The organism is Egbenema bharatensis FJBBOT/2019 (assembly GCF_048077055.1).
Lineage (GTDB): Bacteria > Cyanobacteriota > Cyanobacteriia > Elainellales > Elainellaceae > Egbenema > Egbenema bharatensis.
Window position 1 is genome coordinate 1198457 of the sequence record NZ_CP182236.1, and the last position, 22108, is coordinate 1220564.

Sequence of the window (22108 nt, forward strand, 5' to 3'; positions counted from 1 at the left end):
CTACTCAAAAAAACAGAAAAACTAACGCACGGTGAGAGTATAGTTCCCCCGGCCGCTGCTGTCGAACGAATTGGCCATAATTCGATACGTTCCTGCTGCGGGGAGCGTAAAGTTAATCAGGGAGTTCAAATTGCTTGAAGAGATATCATCGTTCTGAGCCAGGACTTCCCCTTCGGCATCAGTCAAAACCAGGAAAGTATCAAAATCTTCGCTTTCCATGTAGATACTGATGGACTGCCCCTCTTCTCCAGTGAATTCGTACTCGTTGTAGAGGCTGCCGTCTTCTTCGAGCACCTGGGAAGAAGATTCATCCAGCGTTCCTTCTTGCTGTAGGAGTACGGGGCTGATACCAGGGCTGGAAATTTTTAGCGTATATTCTCCCGTTTCTCCCGCCGATAGGGAGTTCGCCAGGATAGTATAGGTTCCCTCGATCGCCAGGGTCATCTCAATCTGTGATTCTTCAGTGGCCCGCGCCCCACTTTGAGCAATGCTGCCGCCATCGGCAGAGAGCAAGATCAAGTAGGGAGTCAGCTCATTGCTGCTCATCTCAATCACGATCTGCTGCCCTGCCTCCGCCTCAAAGGTGTAGGCATTGAAATAGCTGTTATCACTGGGTAAGGTGCTGCTGTCCTGGTTTAAGTCCCCTTTAATTTCGATGGGTGCTTGAGCCAGGGTCAACCGTTCGGCGGGGCGACCTCCCGCCAGTAAGGGAGGCAAATCCGGTGTGCTGAGGGCAGTACCATCCTGGACTGAGGTCAAAAAGGCATCAACGCGATCGGTAGCAATGGCAAATCCAATTCCGACATTCCCCGAGCTGTTTCTGGGGGTGAAGATGGCACTGTTAACCCCAATCAGTTCTCCCCGGTTGTTGAGCAACGGCCCGCCGGAATTCCCTGGATTAATTGCGGCATCCGTTTGAATCAGTCCTCGGTTGAGATCCAGACGGCTGACGATTCCCGTTGTCAAAGTGCCCTGAAATCCAAAGGGACTACCGATCGCAAAGGCCCGTTGTCCGACTTGTACGCCTTCCGGTTGGGCCAGGGGCACAAAGGGCAAATCCGTGACATCATCCAGAATTTGTACTGCTGCTAAATCCAGTCCACCCTGCCCGTATGCAATCACTTCGCCTTCAAACTCTCGCCCATCTGCCAGGCGTACCGTTACCGTTTGAGAGCCTCTCACCACATGGGCATTGGTCAACACTAAGCCGTCTGGACTAACGATGCTGCCACTCCCTGAACCCGTTCGGGCTTCAATGGCAACGACCGCCGGACTCGCATCCCGGTAGACGCGCACATTCACGTCTTCCTCCGCATCGACCGCGATCGCCAACTGTCCGCTGGTTTGACCTAGCTGAATAGGATTGAGGAGTTCGATTGGCGTAAATGCATTCAGAAAACTCAGACCTAAAGCGGTGCTGAAGATAGCCAAACTAGATGATGCCAGGCGGGAAGGATTCATACTCATAAGTGCAGCTTGATTGCGTTGTACAGAAGCTATTAATAAAATACGCAGCAGCGATCGCCGATTTCGTTCACTCCTCAGGGCTTTACAGGATCTTGGTTAATTGTTGGTAGCGATCCATTTCCTAGCCCTTTCACGGTTACTCCACTTCTATTACTGCCTACCATCCCCTATGAATGTCAACGTTAGAAATGTGAATAATCATAGAGTGCCCTACTAATAATCATAGAGTGCCCTAATTAAGCCCTAAAAAAGGGGCGTACCAACCGTGCGCCCCCATTGCATAAATTTCTTCAATGGATTCCAAAATTGTAAGGTGTTTAACCCCAATCGTCTGTGTAGTTCACGGGCTGATAATCTACGTAATCGGAGGAACCACTGCGACGGCGGGAAGTGGGAGGTTTCCGACGAGAACGAGGGCGATCGTCATCTAAGCTGCTCGGACGAATCACCTCACGGGTGTTAGAAGAACTGCTGGAGTCATCCCAATCATCCCGGCTACCTCGTTCAGGCGGCAGACTGGAGGTGCGAGATGAACGGGGTTTGCGAGGACGATCGCTCAGGCTGGGTCGGTCAGCACTACGACGGCTAGACGAACGACGGATCTCTTCCCGTCCATAGTCATCGTCTCTAGAAACTGCTTCTCTAGTCCCGCGAATCCGGCGGTTGACGGGGAAGCGATCGCGTTCATCCAGGGGAGGATAGTCATCCAGTTCTGCTCGATAGACCCGACTCACCGGCCGCTCATCGTCAACGACTGGAGTATTCCGTTTCGCCTGTTCGGTGGCAATTCCCCTGAGTCGAACCGCCTCATAGGCAAACCAGACGGCAGAAACCGCAGACAGGGTTTGGGCAAATTGCAAGATTGGATCAAGCCGCCATCCCTGGAAGAATAGAATACCGCCACACAGTAGAGCGATCGCAGCAAAGAAAATGTCTTGATCTCGTGCTAGAGCCGGACGCATGGTTCGCAGGGCATAGAGTCCTGCTCCTGATAAAGCAAGAGCGATACCCAGAAGGCTAGCCCAGCCGAATCCAATGTTTACCATTACAGTTCTCCGATGTGATATCCCTATGTTAACGAGTCAGGTGATGAAGCCTCCACCGAAATTCCTGGTAAATTTCCAGCAAGTTTCGGCAGGTTCCTGGTAACTGTACCCTCATCTGCGATCGAACTGTCCGTAAAATAAACCACAAAAGGGTTATAAAAGCGAGCGACTCCTGCTGAAAGCTGCTGCTCGATCGCATGGGCCAGATTGAATCACTCAACCCAACCTCAAACGCCAAACAGCAGCTTCAGAAAAGCATTAGGAACGCTGAATTTTATCTTTCTGGCTGATGAAAACCAGACCAACCACAATGGGAATGACAACGATGGCAACACCAGCCAACAAGCTGTAGAAGAAGTTCACTAAAGAGGGTGTCATAAGGTTTTATCCCTAGGTTCAGGCAAGTTGTTCATTAATTATCTTATCGGTCTGTTAATCCTTTGAGAAGATCTACTAAGAATGAAACCCGGAGCCGATCGTCCCCTCTTCCCAAAAACCGCCGTAAATCCAGCCATAAAGCAAGCTAAAATATGAGACAGCCTAGTTACAAAGCTTAAAGATTTATGACTGCTGCAACGATCGCCACCTGGGTTCTGGCTCCTCTGTTCGGGGTGATGATTCTGCTCTTCATTTTCCGCATCGTCTTGACCTGGTATCCCCAGTTTGACCTCACCCGTTTTCCCTTCAACGTTGTTGCTGTCCCCACGGAACCGTTTCTTTCTCCCACCCGAAAGCTCATCCCCCCCCTGGGCGGAGTAGATATCTCTCCCATCATCTGGGTAGGGATTTTTAGCCTTTTGAGGGAATTATTGGTGGGTCAGCAGGGCTTGCTGTTCATGATGGAACGAATGGTGTAAGGGAATCCGTAGCGCAGGCATCTTGCCTGCCTCTAAGCTCCAATCCTCCCTTTAAGCCTCAATCACCACCCGCAAGTTCCCCCGTTTCCGCACAACCCGACAGGCGGTTGCCCCATTCGATTGCTCAAACTCCAGATCCAGCATGGTCTGCCCGATCTTCAAGTTTTGCAACGAGAGATGATGCACGGATTCCGGTAGAGTCGGCTGCACAATCCTCAAATAGTTCCCTGGTGCATCAGGAACCAGATTCACCATCACCTGCAACAGTTGGAAGATCGTCCCCGTTGCCCAGGCCTGGGGTGAACAAGCCACTGGGTAGCGTACCGGGCTGCTGTCGGGCGTACGCTTAAAACCGCAAAACAACTCTGGCGGTCGCTGGTAGGGTTGCTGAACCGTCATATCCAGAATTCCCCTGGCAATTTCCAGGGCTTGATCCACTAATCCCGAAGCTCTCAGTCCAGCCGCGATGATGCCGTTGTCGTGGGGCCAGACTGAACCGATATGGTAGCCCATGGGGTTGTAGGCCGACGATGAACTGCTGAGGGTGCGAATTCCCCAACCGCTGAACATATCTGGAGCCTGTAATCGCTCGGCAACACTACAGACCTTCTCTGACTCAATAATGTCTAACCCCAGGCAGTGACCTGGATTAGAGGTAATACTATCCGCCGGATGTCCCTCTCCATCCAGGGCGATCGCATAAAACCCATGCTCAGGCAACCAGAAGTCACGATTAAACCGCGTCTTGAGGTTATGGGCATCTTCCAACCAGCGATCTGCCAGATCGATGCGCTTCTTCATCCGGGCGATCTGACTCAGGCGCGTCTTGGCGGCATAGATGTAGCCCTGAACCTCGACCAGCGCGATCGCCCCTTCCGCCAGTTTGCCTTTCGAGTCGAGGATGCAGTCCCCCGAATCCTTCCAGCCCTGATTACGCAGTCCGCCTTCCGATTGGCACTCATAGCGCAAATAGCCAGTTTTCTCACAACTGCGATCGATCCATTCCATTGCGGCTAGCGCATTGGGCCAGAGGCGATCGAGTAAGTCCTGATCGTGGGTCCAGGCGTAGTAGTCGGCATAGAGCATCAGCCAGAGGGCCGTGGCATCCGCCGTACCGTAGTAAGGGGTGTGGGGCACTTCTCCACAACGGGCCATTTCACCGAAGCGAAGTTCGTGCAGAATCTTGCCCGGTTCCTCTTCCCGCCACTCATCTTCAACCTGTCCCTGATACTGGGCCAGGGTCAACAGCGTTTGTTGAGCAATTCTAGGATCAAGAATTAAAGTCTGAGCAGCGGCAATCAATGAGTCCCGGCCAAATAGCGTGGAGAACCAGGGCACTCCCGCAGAGAGAATCTTGCCTGTGCTGAAGGTTTGTCCCAGCAAGTAGATATCCTGTTCCGCTCGCTCGATCACTTGATTAAGGGCACGGTTATCGGTACGGATGCGAGTGACACTATCGCGCCAGTGCTGTTCTTCCATTGCTTCCGCTGCAATGGCTTGCTTGAGGGTGGTTGGGGCACTGACAGCCGAGACAGGGTGACTATTGATGAAGGGTTGCAGCCGATAGCCCAAAGCCTGAGTTTCGTGAGGTTGAAGGGTAAGATGCCAGATGGCAGTGTAGCCTTCAAAGGTATCAGGCTGGCGGTGGTAGAACTGGATGCGGGATTCTATCAGAGCTTTGTCGCGTCCCTGGTAGGCTAGCGTCAGTTCCCCCGTTTCTTTAGCCAGGGTCTGCATACTCGCACTGCCACGTGATGTGAGATCGTCCTTCTTGATGCGGCGTAACAGCGTCCCTCCACCACTACGAACGAATCCCCGAATTTGAAACAAATCTGCAAAATCAGCATCAAAGCTCAAACTCAGATCAAACTGCACTGGGCGCGTGCTGTAGTTGGTAATGATTAGCTCTTCAAACAAACCGCCTTGCAGCACAATATCTCGTTGGATACCTACGGTTTCTGCTTGAAAACAGCCCTCAACATAGGGATTGGCACAGAGTACTGAAATACCAAATCCGCGTTGCGCCGTACTGCTCAAAAGAATGGGAGAGAGTCCGTTAATTTGCAATTCCAAACGGCTGAGGAACCGGGTATCTTTACAAAACAACCCCAGGCTCATATCTGTTTCATCATCCAGGCACCCAGCAATGTTGCCCAGGGTATCGGTAATCAAAAACAGATCGTCATCTTTAACGGTCAGGGTGGGCTGCAACTGCTTGGTGATGGTACAGGGCCACTCTGGAATGGGGATTTGCTCCGCTGGGGCAAAGGTGCGATCGTCATCCAGTTGCACAATGTTTAGCTCATCAGGGTTCGGATTTGCTTCAATCGCTCCATTCGCGTCTGTAAGCCTTGAATCCGGGGAAGGGTCGGGAGTCGAAAAATCAGAATCAGACATTGCTCCTTGCATTTACACCGTTTGAATCACAGATTGAACGACAGAGTCATTATGACAGCAGATAAAAAATATGACAGCAGATAAAAAAATTGGGTTAATTGAGTTGGCAAATCCGCAATAATTCAGTGGATATACAGATTTGAATCGCACCAGATTATTCCGGGAATTGTTGCAGGTACGGATCAGCGATCGACAAATTTAACCATTATGGGATCGGTCATATTGCATACTGTCCTATTTAGGAATCATGGATGAGATAACCTGTGCAACATTTTGCTTCGCTGACTGGGCGGACAAGATGCCCACCCCACAAGAATTCCAGATTATTAAATTCGCATCCTGAATTAACAGCAACGGTCAGATTAATTGTTTAACAGAGCTGGCGTTTTCAGGTGTCCATTTTGATCCAGACGATCGGATATAACTTGATAATAAACCTGTTCATATCCATCCACCATTCGCTGCACATTGAAGTTGTTTTCCACATGCTGCCGACAGGCATGGCGATCGATACTGGCAATCTGATCAACTGCTGCGACGCATTCATCCAGATCCTGGCACAGGAAACCGGTCTGTCCCTGCACAATCACCTCTGGTGCAGAACCCATTGCCATCGCAATCACTGGAGTACCGCAAGCCATCGATTCCGGCATCACCAACCCAAACGGTTCCCGCCAGGTGATCGGAAACAAGGTTGCCGTTGCATTGCCCATCAATTTGTTTTTTTGAGGATGATTTGCTTCACCCAAAAACTCGATTTGTTTGCCATCAATCAGGGGAGCCACTTCCTGCTCAAAAAAGACCCGATCGACTGGGTCAACCTTTCCCGCCATTTTCAGGTGCCATCCCGTCCGTTTCGCAATCTCGATCGCCACTTGGGGGCCCTTTTCAGGAGAGATGCGTCCCAGGAAAGCTAAGTAGGGCGGTTGTTCTGGCTCTGGGTAAAACTCAAACCGATCGACAGCGATCGCGTTGTAGACGGTTGCGACGTAGTTCAGTTTAAGTTCTGTCCTGCGTTGTGAGTGAGAGATGCTGATAAAGTTTTGCTGCCGGTGGCGAATAAACATCTGCTCCACTAGCGGGGTGAAGATGCCGTGGATCGTGTGAACAACGGGGGTTTTCGTCAAGCTGGCATAGGGTAAAGCTGGAAAATCAATGTGGGAGTGGATCACATCAAATTCCTTGGCCCGCTCAAACACGCGACTGAGCTGCATCTGATCATACACAGCAGCCTCTTGATGGGTGATCTCCAGAGCGCGCAGGGGCTTCGGCGATCCGGGTTCTAGCCTGGCGATCGTCTGGGAATCGCCCGTGGCAAACAGTGTCACTTCATGGCCACGACGTACCAGTTCATCGGTTAGTAAACTGACGATTAACTCTGTTCCACCATAGGCAGGGGGAGGTACACACTCCCAGAGGGGGGCAATCTGAGCAATCCGCATATTAAATCTCCCAAGTAGTGCAGAGGTAGTGTAAAGAAGCAGTAGATCTGAAAAATTAATTTTGCATCGACCGTTATCGATCGCCTGTGGTGCTTAAGAGGATGCTTTAAAAGTCCTGTTGTTGGCAGCAAAACGGTTTGGATCCCTCTGAATCCCTTTTACTAAGCGGGAATTTGAGTTTGGTTCCCCCCTTCTTTAAAGGGGTTTAGGGGGGATCTAACGGGTTTAAAAGCACAGAGAACACTTTTCAAACACCCTCTAAATGCTTAAGTTAAACAGTTGTTGCTGAATGATTTAATTTGTACAGAGTCAAACTGTTCTTAAAAACAACAAGTGTCCATACTTGAGGATTGAGTCAAGGAGCGTTTGTAAAATTTGACTATTAGTAGTAAACAGGTTAAACCTCAATTAATCCTCCTTCCGAGGAGAGACTTTGAAGTTAGTTTTTCTCTTTATACAGGTTAAAAAATCGCCGCTTTTTGCCTTCTGCAAAGATCAATAAAAATAGGAGCAAAGGATAGCTAGAGCCGGTTTTGAGCAATACTCATTGCCTACTCTTCCTAATCCTTTACCCCTACAAAGATGGATTTTCTACTCTAACCTTTGAAGGCTTTGATCTTTTGAGAGTAGGTTTTAACTCGATGGTTGACCTGTTGCCAAAAGGTTTGAGGCGGAGCAGGCGGTAGGACTGGTTTGGGTTCACCCAGGTAGCGGTAATGTTCCCAGATTTCCCAGTAGGGACAGCCTGGCTGAATCCGCAGTCCTGCCCAGTGGAGGTACTGTAAGGGCTGATTCAGGTTGGGATCAAATAACCGATCGCCCTGAACCATAAAGTGGGAACTGCCCGCCCAGTTACCCGGTGCTTTGCCCGGACGACGCACGATGTTAAACCGTTTGGGAATGTGCTTCAACACCATGTAGTTAATGATGGGTTGATCGGAGGTTTTTTGGGAGAAATCAAAATATTCGGGATGAGCGGCACACTCCCGGAAGATGGCATAGAGTTTTTCTTCCGACATTAAGCCTTTTCTAGAACCCCAAAATCCGCCGTTAAAAATTTCCTGACACTCGGCTTCTGTAAATACACCCTGCTCAATTACGGTTGGTGTAAAAACGTTAGCGATGCCGCCTGCGTGTTGATAGTCTGCACAAATAAAGTCGTATTCCTTTAAGTAATTCAGGTTATTGGCGATTGGCTCAAACACGACAATATCGGTGTCGATATAGATAAACTCATCAAAGGCTCCAAACCAGCAGGCCTGTTTGCGAAACTGATTGGGACGGGCAAAAAAACCTTCCCCAAAAATTTCATAAAGCTGATGGGACAGGCGATCGATAAAGTCCAGATCTTCGTAGACCGTTACGCCAAATTGAGCTAATGCGGCGGCGGCCTGTTGATAATTCTCATCGTAGGGAATTAAAACAACGGGTGTTTCTGGATCATAAAACCGAATGCTTTTGAGTAAAGCAATAGCCTGTTCTGTGGCGCGATCGTTTGCGGTGATATAAATCCCACGGCTCATGCTGATAATCCTTTGTAACTAATAATTGGTGAATGCATTCAGTAGATCGCAAACCCTGTTTAGATCCCCCCTAGCCCCCTTAAAAAGGAGGAACCGAGCCAAGAAGGTCTGAAATCCCCCTTTTTAAAGGGGATTTAGGGGGATCGAACGCAGGTATTGCCATAAATGCAAATTCATTTTCAATCTACTGACATTAGTAAATGCCTGGTGAATACCGGGCGAACTACTGGCGAACCAATCCGAGCTTACGAAACACGCGATTGGAAAGACTGGGAGGTGCATCGTAGGCGCGGGCGGGCTGGCGATAGGTCGGACGTTGCTCTGGCTCGTGGAGATAGCGATAGTGCAGAAAAATATCGCGGTAAGGAAACTCAATATTTTCTCCCTCACAGACCCGATTAATCAGACTGGAAGATAGACCAATGTAATGGAGATAGGTAAGGCGATTGCCCCGATCGTAGAGCAGGTGATTTTGCTCAGTGAAACCAGGAGAGGTGACACAACACCCCGTTTTTTGCGCTGGAGGCAACTGTAACGCAAAATTATAAATCGATCGCTCCGACTTCATCACCATGTAGTTCAGTACGGTTTGATCAGGAGCCATCGGGTACAAAATTTCCGCATCCCCCGATCGCAATTCAGCAAGCAACCAATCCTGCTGTTCTGGCTCAAACAAATTCCGCCTTGAGGCATAAAGTCCGGAACAAAAGATTTCCCTGGCAATGCGAGGAGCCGCAAAGACTTGGTTTAACTTTGGTGAATTGACCTCATAAACGTGAGTTGGATCTTTGTATTGGAAGTCGTACACCACCCAGTCATGATGCTCTAGCTGCTGAAAAATGGACTCCACTGGGTTCAACAGCAACGTATCTGCATCCATATACAGGAAGCGATCGAACGGGCCATCAAAGGCACAGAATCGTCGATGGGTTCCGACCCGATAGTAAGCCGTCGGATCACCCAATCCCCAACGCTGGCGAGCCGTTGGATGGGTATCCCACACCTGCCGCACGAACTGATCCCACTGTTGAATCGAGTCTTGATCGGCATAAAGCTGGACATTGGGACGGCGAGCAATTTCCGCCCGAATCCGATCGCAGCGATCGTCGTAGGGATACACACAAACCGGAAATGCCCCCATCATGGCTTCAATGCTATTGAGCAAGGCCACAAGCTGGTGATAAACCTGGTCGTTTGCCAGGGTACAAATGCCGTCTACCATAGGATTTTGAATTTTGGATTTTAGCGGGTTAAGATCGGGCTTCCACAAACTCAGACAGCCAGTTGAGTAAATTCAACTTGTGAAGAATAATCTGCCGGGCTTCAGCGATCGCCTCTTTTGCGGCATACCAGGCTTCAGGACTGGAAATAACTTCTTGAACGTAGGCCATTCCCGTTTCATCCATGCTGGGTAACCGCAGGAAGCTACCAGGAGGTAGAAGCCGATCGGCGGCTGACCCCCCATAGTAAATCGGCAAACACCATGCCAGGAGCGAATCCCATAACTTCTCACTGACATACCAATCGTTATCGGCATAGTTTTCGATCGCCAGATTGTAATAGTAGGGAGCCATCCCATACCATTTGTTCTTCAATTCGCCACCGCTCCGAACCTCCTGGGGTAATCCCCGCCCATAAAAGTCCACCTCCAGCGCACTCTGCTGAATTTGGTTGAGAAACGCGAGTCGCTTGCGGTGATTCTCGGTGCGATTAATTCCAGAGGTAATCCAGCTACAGGGCTTGACCTTTTCGGGAGGAGGCATCTGATCTAGTTCGCGAAAAGAATTGGCGTGATACCAGATGGCCGGCATGTAGTCGGGAATTGGCGCAGCCTCTTCTGGCCCAGAAACATAGTCGCAGTAAGCCCTGGCGGCATCGTAGTTGATTTGATTCTTATGCAGAATTTCAGCAAGGGGCGGCTCTCGGAGCAGGTAGATCGATCGGGCTGGGGGAACTCCCCGTAAATCCTTTGCCGTTAGACTAACCGGTTGGGGCGAGGGTTTCAGGAATCGATCGCGCCAGCTTTTGCGGGAAGGTGGAGCAAAAAAATCGTACTGGTACAGCAGTAGGAAATCTGGATTGGGAGCGTTCTTAAGCATCTGGATATTTTTCCAAACCCCACAGGAATGAGGGGTCTGCTGCCAGAGCCAGTCGCTTTGGTTTAACCCCTGGTAGGAGGTAAGCATTCCAACGATTTTTCTGCCCATGATCAGGTGCGGTGCGGATAGATGAATTGCAGGTGGACTATTCGTAGAATGCCCAGAAATCAACCCGCCTCACCATGACTCAGTAACCACCCATGCGATCGAGTGGGATTCAGTATGAAGGAAAGACGGACTGAAGGTAAGATGTAAGACGATCGAGCCACCCGGTTGAAGGAGTATGAGTTAAAGGGGAATAAACTCAGTCATTGATGCGATCGTGGATCAAACAATCTGTAATGATTCTGCCTGGTTGATTGGGCAGGCAAGATGCCTACCCCACAAGAGTTTCAAGTGATTAAATTTGCGTTCCTTATGCGATCGTTCTGCTGCTTTGACTGGGCAGGCAAGATGCCTACCCCACAAGAATGTGAGTAGATCAGATTGCCGACTCCCGACCTCCCGACCTCCCGACCTCCCAACTCCCAACCCCTGACCGCATGACTACCACCAAATTTCGTCTACCCTCCATCCGCCTGCTGGCTCCCGCCTCATCCCTCTCCACTCAGATGATGATTGTGGGAATGGTGATCACGCTGGCGTTTATTCTGGCCGCTTTGTTCGCTCCCATGCTGCAATCCTGGGGTTGGATTCAGGATCCCCTGGAATCCCTGGCAAATCCAATTCACCAACCGCCTTCTGCCGATCATTGGTTTGGCACATCCCGGCAGGGCTATGATGTGTTTTCTCGAACGCTGTTTGGCAGTCAGGCGGCTCTCAGAGTTGTTGTTTTAGCGACTATCTTAAGTGTGCTGATTGGTGTACCCCTGGGAATGTTGAGCGGATATCTGGGGGGATGGGTCGATCGCCTCTTGCTCTTTTTGATGGATACGATCTACACCCTGCCAAGCCTCTTGCTCTCAGTCACATTAGCCTTCGTCGTGGGGCGTGGAGTCTGGAATGCAGCGATCGCCCTCAGCATTGCCTATGTGCCGCAGTACTATCGCGTGGTGCGAAACCATACGGTCAGCATTAAAACGGAATTGTTTATCGAGGCTGCTCAGGCTATGGGAGCTTCCACCTGGCGCGTCCTGACTCGGTATCTCTTTTTCAACGTGATTCAAAGTGTTCCGGTACTTTTCACCTTGAACGCTGCCGATGCAGTGCTGGTGCTGGGAGGCCTCGGATTTTTGGGGTTAGGCTTACCCGAAGGGGTTCCGGAATGGGGAAGAGATCTGCAATACGCCCTGGATGCGCTGCCGACTGGAATTTGGTGGACAGCCCTGTTTCCTGGACTGGCTCTTACCCTCCTGGTGGTTGGGTTATCACTGGTGGGTGAAGGTCTAAACGAGGTGATTAATCCGCTGTCGAGGGGTGAATAAGAAAGGTTTCTCGCTTCTCCCCTCAAAGCTCAAAAGGTACTCCCATTCCAGCCCCACATCGATCCCTTCGCATCCGCAAATTCGATATAGGTGCGATTCGTTGGGACACTGAGAGCCTGATTGATCTTCTGGCAAAAATCCTGGCTCATTGCCTTCGTTTGCGTCGGATTCATCGTGCCAACACTTTTGATTTCGACATAGCAGACCGGATCAGTGGTTCCCGCGAAGGTCATGGCCACATCCGGTTCAAAAGCCGTCATCACGTAGGACTCTGGCTTACCCAGATGCTTGGCCAAACTTGCGGACAAGTCCTTCAGCAGGGCTTCTACATCGGTTTTTTCAGGAGATGCGATCGAGGTTTGAACTTTGATCAGGGGCATGATTTTGAGTGAGGAGTGAGGAGTGAGGGGTGAGGAGTAAGGAGTGTTCGCGGAGCGGGGGCGAAGATTCCTATCCGCCGTACTGCCAGCCTGTACTTTCTAAGAGGAGTGGGTCGCCTTCCCGGTGAACCCCTGCGGCAATGACTTCGCCGACAAAAACCGTGTGATCGCCCTGCTCCACTGAACCGACAACGCGGCATTCTACATAGCCCAGCGTGTCAGAGATAATGGGGCATCCCGTTTCGCCCAGGTAAAACTCAACATCTTCAAACTTGTTCCCAACCCGACGCTGCGGTTTAAAGAATTTTTGCGCGAGTTCCTTCTGTTCTGCTGCCAAAATGCTGAGGGCAAAGACCTGACTGGCTTTGATCATGGCGTGGGATTTAGAATCCTGTTTGACGCAATTAACCACCAGGGGCGGCTGAAACGATGCCTGCATTACCCAACTGGCGGTAAAACCATTGACTTCATCTCCCTCTTTCACGCCGCAAATATACAGCCCGTGAGGAATTTTCCGCAGCATTGTTTTTTTGGCCTGTTCGTCCAGCAAGGGGCTACCTCCCGATCGCACTCTACATGGTTCAGTGTAGACAGCCAGGGGACGTTTGAGAAGGGAGTTGTACCAGGGCGTTTGCGAAAAGGCTGACCAGGAGAGGATTGTAGTGAACAAATCCCCTAGAATTTTGGCGTAAATTATTGCAATGGTTGCATTGGGTTATCTGGGCGGGCAAGATGCCCACCCCACAAGCGCCAAACTCCATCATCCTAAAGTTAGGATTTATCAGTTTTGCCAGTCGTTAGTGCCAGTTGAGCCAATCCTGAGGCTTCAGGAAGGTTTCATACAGAGCCGCTTCTGGGGTTCCAGCTTCAGGTTGATAGCTATATTCCCAGCGCACCATTGGCGGCAACGACATTAGAATCGACTCAGTCCGACCATTGGTTTGCAGTCCAAAAATTGTGCCGCGATCGTAGATCAGGTTAAACTCCACGTAGCGACCCCGACGGTATAGCTGGAAGTGCCGCTCCCGATCGCCCCATTCAGTGCCCTGTCTGCGTTCCACGATCGGACAATAGGCTGGCAAGAAGGCATTACCACAGTCCTGCACAAAGGCAAAGACTTGCTCCCAGTTGCGCGGTTCCAGCTCACCTACCGCATCACTATGGCTATGGGCCGGGCTGTCCGCACTTGGGCCGTGATATAGCTTGCCTGTTCCGTCCTGGTAGTCGAAGAACACTCCCCCTACCCCGCGCGTCTCCTGGCGATGCTTCAGGTAAAAATACTCATCACACCAGAGCTTAAAGACTGGGTAGTACTCAGGATGGTGGCGATCGCAGGCATCCTTCAGGGTTTGGTGGAACTGCACCACATCTTCCACGATGGGATAGTAGGGCGTAAGGTCGATACCACCCCCAAACCACCAGACAGGGCCAGCCTCAAAGTAGCGGTAATTGAGGTGAACCGTCGGCACGTAGGGATTACGGGGATGCAGCACCATGGAAGTACCTGTGGCGTAGAATCCGTGCCCGGCCGCTTCTGGACGTTGTACCAGGATGGAAGGCGGCAGGTCTTTGCCCCATACTTCCGAGAAGTTTACCCCTCCCTGCTCAAACACGCCTCCTGCTTTCAGGACTCTGGAACGGCCACCACCGCCCTCTTCCCGCACCCAGGAATCCTCCTGAAATTTGCCTTCTCCATCAACCGCTTCCAGCCCTGCACAAATGTTATCTTGCAGGGATTTCATAAACTCACTGACCCGCTGGCGTGAATCCGATGGCGGGAGCGATCGCTGGGAATTTGACGATTTTTTATCGGGGAAGGATTTCACCATAGCCTTTGATTAATGATGCCAACGAACGGAATAACGTGGATAGTCCTGGTGCGATCGGATAATTTCCAGACCAAAAAACCAGTCCGGATCTAGGCTATACCGAATTTGGACACAGAAAGTAAACAGTATAAAGAATGTAACGAAGATCTACAAAATCTCTCTTGAGAGGGGTTATCAATTTCCCTCATTTCAGTAAAGATGACTTCAGCTCGTTATCAATTTAATCTTGTTAATTCTGGTGAAATGCCGAAAGGATTAGCAATATCCAGTCAGCAATATTTCAGGGGTATTCACAAAGTGCTCTAGCCTCATTTCAACCCATTTTTAGAAGAGTACGAATATTACTAGCAGCTATAAATATTTGTTGCGATACTGTATGGGAATGGCGGTGGTTTGTAATCAAAGCTGCTGAACTGCTCCTGGTTTCTGTAACAAATTATGTTTGATTATGGTTGAACCGTGCTGACGAGTTTGATGAATTTCTCTAGAGTAAAAGCGACTCGTTTACAATGATTTAAGCCAAAACGAAACAAGCGGATTGGGGGCAAACCGAGAACCGATCGTTTATTCACGCTTCCAGTAAGGTCTTCAGCGTGTCGTGTATTAGCTTCCTCCGTTCCGGTGCTATTAGATATGGGAGATAAGCTAAAATGGCTGGCTTTTGGTATAAATTAACACACAAATCTTTTGAGCCCTTCCCGCCTCCGGTCGGAACGTACCAGGTGTTGAGTTCAGCGTCGGCGGATGACCTGTGGCAGAAAGTGGTCAATCTCGCTGATGTCTCCTGGCATCCTCTCTTGGCTAGAACTAATGTGCCCTATGGGTTGATCCCTAAGCCGGGACTGATTTATCGAGCTGTCAGTCGGTTATTTCCCATCGCCATCCGGATTTTTGTGGAACGGGTGCAGCCGGGTGAATTGCTCAGTGTACGCATTTTCGCCTTGCCTGGGTTAGAGGAACGAGTCACCTACCAGGTGGAGTCTACCCTGTGCGGTACTCGTGTAACTTACTCCGTCACCCTGCGGGGTTGGCTATCTCCCCTCGTCTGGTCAATTATTCGTCCCTATGCCGCTCGTGTGGCTAGCGAACTGGCTCAGGCCGCAGAGCGCGATCGCCAGCAGCCCCCTTCCACCCGTCCTAAGTTCACCAGTCCTGACATCCTGACTATTTTCTTTTCCCTTCCCTTTGTTTTGCATCTGGGCCACCGACTCTACGAAACCCTGCCCCCTTTTCACTGGAGTTATTTCTGAGGTTCATGGGTGCAATTTGTGGTTTTAAGTATTCGTTTAACCCACGGGTAGAACTACGAAATTTCTATGGGCATTCTTTGACTGACCCCTGCCCGATCGCCGCTCTGGTGGGCACACCCCACCTGTAGAATATCTGTAGGAGAGAGCCGATACGGAGAGATTCCTGACGAGTAAGTCGGGATGGAGAACATAATGCCTACAACCCTTGATACAAGTTCGATTCTAGATGTCCTGCGACCCGTACAAGACCCCGAACTCCAAAAAAGTTTGGTGGAATTGAACATGATTCGCCATGTGAAGGTCGATGGCGGTCATGTGCGCTTCACCCTGGTTTTGACGACCCCTGCTTGCCCCCTGCGCGAGTTCATTGTGGAAGATTGTGAACGGGCAGTCAAAAGCCTGCCAGGGGTAGAATCTGTCGAGGTGGAAGTCACCGCAGAAACACCACAGCAAAAGCCATTACCCGATCGCACGGGCATTGACGGGGTAAAAAATATTATTGCAATTTCCAGCGGTAAAGGTGGGGTTGGGAAAAGTACGGTGGCGGTGAATGTGGCCGTGGCTCTAGCCCAGGCTGGGGCAAAGGTAGGGTTAATCGATGCGGATATCTATGGCCCCAATACCCCGACCATGCTGGGGTTAAGTGATGCCAAGGTGACAGTGCAGCAATCGGAAAAGGGCGAGGTGCTGGAACCTGCCTTTAACTATGGGGTCAAGCTGGTTTCAATGGGCTTTTTGATTGATTTTGATCAGCCTGTAATCTGGCGCGGCCCGATGCTGAATGGCATCATTCGGCAATTTCTCTATCAGGTGCAGTGGGGCGATCTGGACTACCTGATTGTCGATATGCCCCCCGGAACCGGAGATGCGCAACTCACCCTGGCTCAGGCTGTGCCGATGGCGGGAGCGGTGATTGTGTCTACACCTCAAACCGTTGCACTCCTGGATGCGCGGCGCGGCTTGCGGATGTTCCAGCAGTTGCAGGTTCCGGTACTGGGCATTGTGGAAAATATGAGTTACTTCGTGCCGCCGGATTTGCCCGATCGCCAGTACGATATTTTCGGTTCTGGAGGGGGTGAGAAGACTTCCAAAGAATTGGGCCTACCCCTGTTGGGCTGTATTCCGCTGGAAATGCCGGTGCGGGAAGGGGGCGATCGGGGGATTCCCATCGTGATCGATCGACCAGAATCGGCTGCGGCTCAGGCTTTGGTGAAGGTATCCCAACAGATTGCAGCACGGGTTTCGATCGCGGCCTTTGCCTGATATTGGATTGAATGCGCTTTACCGTTGCATGAAAAAGTTGGGAATCGCTTGGAGTACACTAGGAGCAGATCACATTCCTGCCGTTATTACGTTACTACTGCCCATTATGATGATTCTTCCAGGTTCAGCGGTTCGCGTTAAGAACGTCAATGACATTTACTACGGATATCAGGGACTCGTCCAGCGGATCAGCGGTGGCCGGGTTGCAGTCCTATTTGAAGGCGGCAACTGGGATAAATTAGTCACGTTTAAATTATCGGAACTGGAATCAGTGGATGCCACCGCCGGACGCAGCAAGAAGTAGGTTCACCATGCGCCTTCCCCTGCCCCAATTTTCTACTCAAAATCGCCAGCCTGGGCACATTGCTGAGGTGATTGAAACCTCAACGACGGAGTTTTTGCCCAATGCCTGGAACCGGAGGATTTGAGCTTTGCCGTGATGCCCCCCTTCGGCAGTTGGGTGAAGGCGTTTGATGAGGAGTCGGGCAATCAAATTTATGCAGTGGTGTACCATGCCACAACCAGTCCGATCGACTCAGTGCATCGGGCTAGAGCATTAGGGTTGTCCTTGCAGGAATTGCGAGAGCAGCAACCACAGATTTTTGCCATGCTGAAAACGGAATTTCGAGCCGCGATCGTTGGGTTTCAGCCACCCCAGGCAACTCCCAGTAAATCCAAAAATGGCTCCAGGCGATCGAACCCAGAAACCAGCGTAAATGGTTCGCTGTTCAATACAATCTACCAGCACCTTCCACCCCGTCCGCCCCAGGTTCACCAGGCGGTTTACTTCTGCGAGGTCGAGGAAATCGTGCAGTTTAGCGAACAGTTTGACTTTTTGCGAACTCTACTGCAATTGTCTAATGCACCAGTGGATGCCTTAACTGCTGCAACCCTCCGGGAAATTTATCAACTGCGCCAGGCCGATCGCACCTGGTTAGTCCAGGCAGGGCGTTCCCTCAGTTTGCTACTCAAAGATGACTACGATCGCCTCCGAATCATTCTGAGTCAGGTGCATTTGTAGGGCATTCAGCCCATCTTGAATCTATCCCCCTATCTGACGGATCCCATCCAGATGATCCCAGCTAAACGAGCGGGGCATTAACCTCTTAGAGGGCGAAAAACAGGACGGGGAGAAGCCGAAGCAGGATTTTGCCGGGTGCGGTAGGAACTCAGGGCGTAGGCTAAATCTTCACGGGTCATCGGGCCGAGCGGGTCGATTTGATTGTATTCCTTGAGATTGACAAACCCCGCCTTAATCGCCGTTGCCATCGATTTTCTGGCCCAACCTGGAATTTTCGATGCATCAGGATAGGGAGCCAGCACTTCGTTGATGGTTTGTTCGGGAAACTGAAAAACGCCATGCGCCTGGGCGAAAATGGCAAACGCTTCGGCTCGGGTAATGCGCTGATCGGGATAGAACAATCCTTCCCGATAGCCTGTCATAATCCCATTCCGGAGAACGAGTTGGATATCATGATAGGCCCAGTGGGAGGGGGGCACATCTTTGACATCCAGCAGGACGTGATGTTCAATATGCCGCTGATCAAGCCGAAAGGTTCTCACTAAAATGCTGGCGAGTTCGGCACGGCTCACCGTTTCATCTTCGCGGAATTCCCCATTTTCCGATAGGGTCATTAACCCCGCATCAACGACTTCCTGAATCGGATCGCGGACGGAAGACTGCACCTGGGCTACAGCAGCAAGCCCTGTGAGCAATATGGTCAATGAAAGGGCACTGACAAACCGCTCCATCGGAATCACTCCTTAACCACACCATTCGCAGTCACTACACTGATATACGCTATATCAACCTTAACCCTCGATCAGGCTATTTGAAGTTCCCAACTGTTTGGGAAGGCAAATCGGAATTCAGGAATCGGGAGCCAGGAATGTAGCCTGCTTTGTTTGCTTTTGGGCAAGCGGTTACTTAGCCTCCCCTCTGTTATGCCTTCTATCCTCCGGAGTTGACCCTGTTCGTGTGACAGTATCTTCATCTGCACCCGGTGTTTTGACTTTCTAAGGGTTTGACTTTTCGATCGTTGTCTTTTGGGTCAACCGCCATTGAATCAAAAGCAATCGACCAGAGCAAAATGAAAAACGTTCCAACCTGTCCCAATTTGGGAGAGTTCAGGTAAACTCTTCACGATAGGGGACAATAAGCAGGCAAGCAAGTTGAAATCGATCGTGGCACAGGTTGTTTTAGAAAACGTTTACAAAAGTTTTCCCCATCAACGGGGCGATCGGGTGGTTCAAGCCCTGCCAACGGCTGCCGATCGCACGGCTCAAGGGGTCAGTGTGCTACGACGGATTGATCTGACGGTGCAGGATGGCGAGTTTATGGTGCTGGTGGGGCCTCCGGCTGCGGCAAAAGTACCCTACTGCGGCTGATTGCTGGTTTGGAAACCCTGACCGGGGGGAATATCTGGGTTGGCGATCGGCTGGTGAATGCCCTGCCCCCCAAACAGCGCGATATTGCAATGGTATTCCAGAGTTATGCCCTGTATCCCCACATGACAGTGTATGACAACCTGGCGTTTGGCTTGCGGCGATCGGGAGGCGGGAATCGGGAATCGGGAGGCGGGAATCGGGAGGCGGGAATCGGGAATCGGGAGGCGGGAATCAGGCGGGAATCGGGAATCGGGAATCGGGAATCGGGAATCGGGAATCTAAGAGAATCAAAACGCCAAAATCCAAAATCCAGAATCCAAACTCTCCGAAGCTCCCGTTCCCTGTGGCGTTCTCTGGTCGAACCCCTGATCGATCGCCCCTCATCGCCAAAATGGATGCGGGATTGGCTGGACACAGAGCGATCGATCGCACAACAGGTGTTAACCGTAGCGCAGATGCTCCAGATTGAAGCCTTGCTCGATCGCTATCCCAAACAGCTTTCAGGGGGGCAGAAACAGCGAGTCGCGTTGGGACGGGCAATGGCGCGGAATCCGCAGGTCTTTTTGATGGATGAACCGTTGTCGAACCTGGATGCCAAGTTGCGCACAGAAACCCGGACTCAGATTGTGAGTCTTCAGCGGCAGTTGGGCATCACTACAATTTACGTCACCCATGATCAGACGGAAGCCATGACGATGGGCGATCGCATTGCGGTGATGAATGCCGGACAAATTCAGCAGGTGGCCCGACCGTTAGAACTGTATAACGCTCCAGCGAATCGCTTCGTCGCAGAGTTTATTGGTTCTCCGCCAATGAACTTTATTCCAGTCCAGGTTAAAGCTCCGTTACTGATTCAGCACCCCCAGTTTCGGATTACGCTACCGGAATCATGGGAAGCCAGCCTGAAACCCTACGATGGGCGATCGATTACGCTAGGCATTCGGCCTGAACACCTGAGTGTGAGCTTACCTGCTCCGAAAAATCTCCCCGTGCAGGTGGAGCGCGTTGAAGCCCTGGGAAGTGAAACCTATTTGATGGTGAATTTGTCTGAAACTGCTGCCCGTCCAGGGATTTCTCCCCCGCTGCAAGTGCGGATTGAACCCGATCGCACCGTTACCATCGGCGAAACCCTCTGGTTGGCGTTATCGCCGGACAAAATTCATTTGTTTGACACCGAAACGGGCGAGGCGATCGTTTCTTACCCTTAACCCAACTAAAAACCTCTCCGGAAACCCCGTCGGGAATTTTGGATTCCAAACCCTCTGGCGAGTTTTCGGAGAGGCGGTAAGGCAAAATAATGAAGCGGCGATAAATCCTGCCTGGTTGGGGCAGGGTCTTGGTGGCGTATTTCTCGGATAGCTTAAGGAAGCGGCTGATGTATACCGAAAGTTCTTACACCCAATTTACGTTTTATTACCTCAATGGCCAGAGCGAATCGTTCAATGTCTTTGAGCAATCGGATGATCCGACGGTGCCGGGGTTACAGATGGAAATGCGTCGCTTCCTGGAGAAAGATTGGTGGATTTTGAATCTGCCGGAACAGACGGTCATGATTAATGTGGCTAATGTGGTGAAGGTTGAAGTCAAGCCAGTCATGAACCAGCTTCACGGAGAAGGAATTTTTAACAATGTGGAGCGGGTGACCGCGTTGAATCGGGGCAGATAGGGCTGAGTCCGTCGGCTGGAATAGCGGGTTGCAGGTCAAGGCGATTGGGGGTAAAACCAAGAAAAGCCAGCCGTTGAAGATGGAGGATAGAAAATCATGCCGATGGTGAGTTTGGTTCGGGCAACTGCCTATGAGCATCAATCTTTGCGATCGTCTCTGGAGCGGTTGTTGGAGCCGTTAGGAGGCATGGGCGCAGTGGTGAAGCCGGGCGATCGGGTGTTGCTGAAGCCAAACTTGCTGACGGGAGCACGGCCGGGCAAGGAATGTACCACTCGATCGGAGGTGGTGTACTGCGTGGCGCAGATGGTACGTGAGGCGGGGGGAGACCCGTTTCTGGGAGATAGTCCGGCGTTCGGTAGTGCTAAGGGCGTGGCGGTTGCCAATGGGTATCAACCCCTCATTGATGAGTTAGGATTGCCCATTATTGACTTCCAGGGGGCGCGATACCAGACGGTGAACACTGATTTTAACCATCTGCTGCTCTCCAAGGAAGCGATGGAGGCGGATGTAGTGATCAATCTACCCAAGCTCAAGTCCCATGTACAGTTGACCCTGACGATGGGGGTGAAGAACTTGTTTGGCTGTGTTCCGGGCAAGATGAAGGCCTGGTGGCACATGGAGGCCGGCAAGGATAGTGCCCGCTTCGGCAATATGCTGGTGGAAACCGCCCGATCGATCGCTCCCAATCTCACGATCATAGACGGCATTATCGGTCACGAAGGAAATGGGCCTAGTGGGGGAGAACCCCGGCTCTTAGGAGTCCTGGGAGCCTCAACCGATGTATTTGCCCTCGATCGAGCCATTGTTGATTTGCTCAATGTCAATCCGGCTGATATTCCCACGGTGGCAGCGTCCCAGCGGCTTGGACTTTGCCCTGATCCCGCCGAGATTCAGTTCCCGCTCTGCACACCCGCCGAACTTCAGATCACCGACTGGAAACTGCCTTCCCGCATGGCTCCGATCGACTTTGGCGTGCCCCGCGTGATTCAGTCTACCTTCAAGCACCTGTATATTCGGTTAATTAAAGAACCGATCGCAGCCTACAGCCGATTGAGCTAAGGAATGCAAATTTAATAA

21 protein-coding genes and 2 pseudogenes are annotated in these 22108 nt (G+C 51.1%); 11 read left to right on the top strand and 12 right to left on the bottom strand.

The features are described from left to right. Positions 1-21 precede the first annotated feature (21 nt). The 3 genes from ACM1PF_RS05695 to psbX form a co-directional block, all read right to left on the bottom strand. The gene (locus ACM1PF_RS05695) at positions 22-1461 is read right to left on the bottom strand and encodes a trypsin-like peptidase domain-containing protein (protein WP_416673019.1); all 1440 of its coding nucleotides are present in this window, start codon (positions 1459-1461) and stop codon (positions 22-24) included. 323 nt (positions 1462-1784) lie between these two features. Continuing rightward, positions 1785-2513, bottom strand: coding sequence for a Ycf66 family protein (locus ACM1PF_RS05700; protein ID WP_416673020.1), 729 nt, complete (start codon positions 2511-2513; stop codon positions 1785-1787). A 258-nt stretch (positions 2514-2771) separates the two neighbouring features. Continuing rightward, positions 2772-2891, bottom strand: coding sequence for a photosystem II reaction center protein PsbX (psbX, locus tag ACM1PF_RS05705; RefSeq protein ID WP_416673021.1), 120 nt, complete (start codon positions 2889-2891; stop codon positions 2772-2774). Between the two features lie 185 nt (positions 2892-3076). Here psbX and ACM1PF_RS05710 point away from each other — a divergent pair, with 185 nt between their 5' ends. Continuing rightward, a complete protein-coding gene (locus ACM1PF_RS05710; protein ID WP_416673022.1) occupies positions 3077-3370 on the top strand; it encodes a YggT family protein in 294 nt (97 codons plus the stop codon). A 51-nt stretch (positions 3371-3421) separates the two neighbouring features. Here the strand turns inward: ACM1PF_RS05710 and ACM1PF_RS05715 are convergent, their stop codons facing one another. The 5 genes from ACM1PF_RS05715 to ACM1PF_RS05735 form a co-directional block, all read right to left on the bottom strand. After that, complete coding sequence (locus ACM1PF_RS05715; protein WP_416673025.1) at positions 3422-5767, bottom strand: amylo-alpha-1,6-glucosidase; 2346 nt, start codon at positions 5765-5767, stop codon at positions 3422-3424. Positions 5768-6129: 362 nt separating this feature from the next. Continuing rightward, positions 6130-7209, bottom strand: a complete 1080-nt coding sequence (locus ACM1PF_RS05720) for a glycosyltransferase family 4 protein (protein ID WP_416673027.1) — start codon at positions 7207-7209, stop codon at positions 6130-6132. Positions 7210-7805: 596 nt separating this feature from the next. Then, positions 7806-8732: an Npun_R2821/Npun_R2822 family protein gene (locus ACM1PF_RS05725; protein WP_416673030.1), complete on the bottom strand. Its 927-nt coding sequence runs from the start codon at positions 8730-8732 to the stop codon at positions 7806-7808. Positions 8733-8955: 223 nt separating this feature from the next. After that, positions 8956-9954 carry an Npun_R2821/Npun_R2822 family protein gene (locus tag ACM1PF_RS05730; protein ID WP_416673032.1) on the bottom strand — a complete coding sequence of 333 codons (999 nt, stop codon included), beginning with the start codon at positions 9952-9954 and terminating at the stop codon, positions 8956-8958. Positions 9955-9982: 28 nt separating this feature from the next. Beyond that, positions 9983-10939 (bottom strand): glycosyltransferase family 10 domain-containing protein, encoded by a 957-nt coding sequence (locus ACM1PF_RS05735; RefSeq protein ID WP_416673034.1) that lies wholly within the window; start codon positions 10937-10939, stop codon positions 9983-9985. 434 nt (positions 10940-11373) lie between these two features. Between ACM1PF_RS05735 and ACM1PF_RS05740 the strand changes: the two genes are divergently transcribed. Next, positions 11374-12255: an ABC transporter permease gene (locus ACM1PF_RS05740; protein WP_416673037.1), complete on the top strand. Its 882-nt coding sequence runs from the start codon at positions 11374-11376 to the stop codon at positions 12253-12255. Between the two features lie 29 nt (positions 12256-12284). On the opposite strand, the gene ACM1PF_RS05745 is transcribed toward ACM1PF_RS05740, so the two are convergent. The 3 genes from ACM1PF_RS05745 to hemF all read right to left on the bottom strand — a co-directional run bounded on the left by ACM1PF_RS05745 (position 12285) and on the right by hemF (position 14464). After that, complete coding sequence (locus ACM1PF_RS05745) at positions 12285-12635, bottom strand: phenylpyruvate tautomerase MIF-related protein (RefSeq protein ID WP_416673039.1); 351 nt, start codon at positions 12633-12635, stop codon at positions 12285-12287. A 70-nt stretch (positions 12636-12705) separates the two neighbouring features. Next, complete coding sequence (locus tag ACM1PF_RS05750) at positions 12706-13185, bottom strand: flavin reductase family protein (protein ID WP_416676575.1); 480 nt, start codon at positions 13183-13185, stop codon at positions 12706-12708. Between the two features lie 247 nt (positions 13186-13432). Further along, entirely contained in the window at positions 13433-14464 is a 1032-nt protein-coding gene (gene hemF / locus ACM1PF_RS05755; RefSeq protein WP_416673041.1) for an oxygen-dependent coproporphyrinogen oxidase, read from the bottom strand. A gap of 650 nt (positions 14465-15114) precedes the next feature. On the opposite strand from hemF, the pseudogene ACM1PF_RS05760 reads away from it, so the two are divergent. The 5 genes and pseudogenes from ACM1PF_RS05760 to ACM1PF_RS05780 all read left to right on the top strand — a co-directional run. Beyond that, a pseudogene (locus ACM1PF_RS05760) lies at positions 15115-15606 on the top strand (SRPBCC family protein); the annotation flags it as partial. Between the two features lie 113 nt (positions 15607-15719). Beyond that, entirely contained in the window at positions 15720-15842 is a 123-nt protein-coding gene (locus ACM1PF_RS05765) for a hypothetical protein (RefSeq protein WP_416673043.1), read from the top strand. Between the two features lie 64 nt (positions 15843-15906). Continuing rightward, the gene (locus ACM1PF_RS05770; RefSeq protein ID WP_416673044.1) at positions 15907-16977 is read left to right on the top strand and encodes an Mrp/NBP35 family ATP-binding protein; all 1071 of its coding nucleotides are present in this window, start codon (positions 15907-15909) and stop codon (positions 16975-16977) included. Between the two features lie 109 nt (positions 16978-17086). Next, positions 17087-17281, top strand: coding sequence for an NAD(P)H dehydrogenase subunit NdhS (locus tag ACM1PF_RS05775; protein ID WP_416676576.1), 195 nt, complete (start codon positions 17087-17089; stop codon positions 17279-17281). Between the two features lie 7 nt (positions 17282-17288). Beyond that, a pseudogene (locus tag ACM1PF_RS05780) lies at positions 17289-17998 on the top strand (HAS-barrel domain-containing protein). Positions 17999-18075: 77 nt separating this feature from the next. Here the strand turns inward: ACM1PF_RS05780 and ACM1PF_RS05785 are convergent. Beyond that, complete coding sequence (locus ACM1PF_RS05785) at positions 18076-18729, bottom strand: S-layer homology domain-containing protein (protein ID WP_416673046.1); 654 nt, start codon at positions 18727-18729, stop codon at positions 18076-18078. A 432-nt stretch (positions 18730-19161) separates the two neighbouring features. Here ACM1PF_RS05785 and ACM1PF_RS05790 point away from each other — a divergent pair, with 432 nt between their 5' ends. From ACM1PF_RS05790 to ACM1PF_RS05805, 4 genes are all read left to right on the top strand, one after another. Beyond that, positions 19162-19365 carry a hypothetical protein gene (locus ACM1PF_RS05790; RefSeq protein ID WP_416673048.1) on the top strand — a complete coding sequence of 68 codons (204 nt, stop codon included), beginning with the start codon at positions 19162-19164 and terminating at the stop codon, positions 19363-19365. Between the two features lie 8 nt (positions 19366-19373). Next, entirely contained in the window at positions 19374-20573 is a 1200-nt protein-coding gene (locus ACM1PF_RS05795) for an ABC transporter ATP-binding protein (RefSeq protein WP_416673049.1), read from the top strand. Positions 20574-20740: 167 nt separating this feature from the next. Continuing rightward, entirely contained in the window at positions 20741-21031 is a 291-nt protein-coding gene (locus tag ACM1PF_RS05800) for a hypothetical protein (RefSeq protein WP_416673052.1), read from the top strand. A gap of 96 nt (positions 21032-21127) precedes the next feature. After that, the gene (locus ACM1PF_RS05805; protein WP_416673055.1) at positions 21128-22090 is read left to right on the top strand and encodes a DUF362 domain-containing protein; all 963 of its coding nucleotides are present in this window, start codon (positions 21128-21130) and stop codon (positions 22088-22090) included. Positions 22091-22108: the final 18 nt, after the last annotated feature.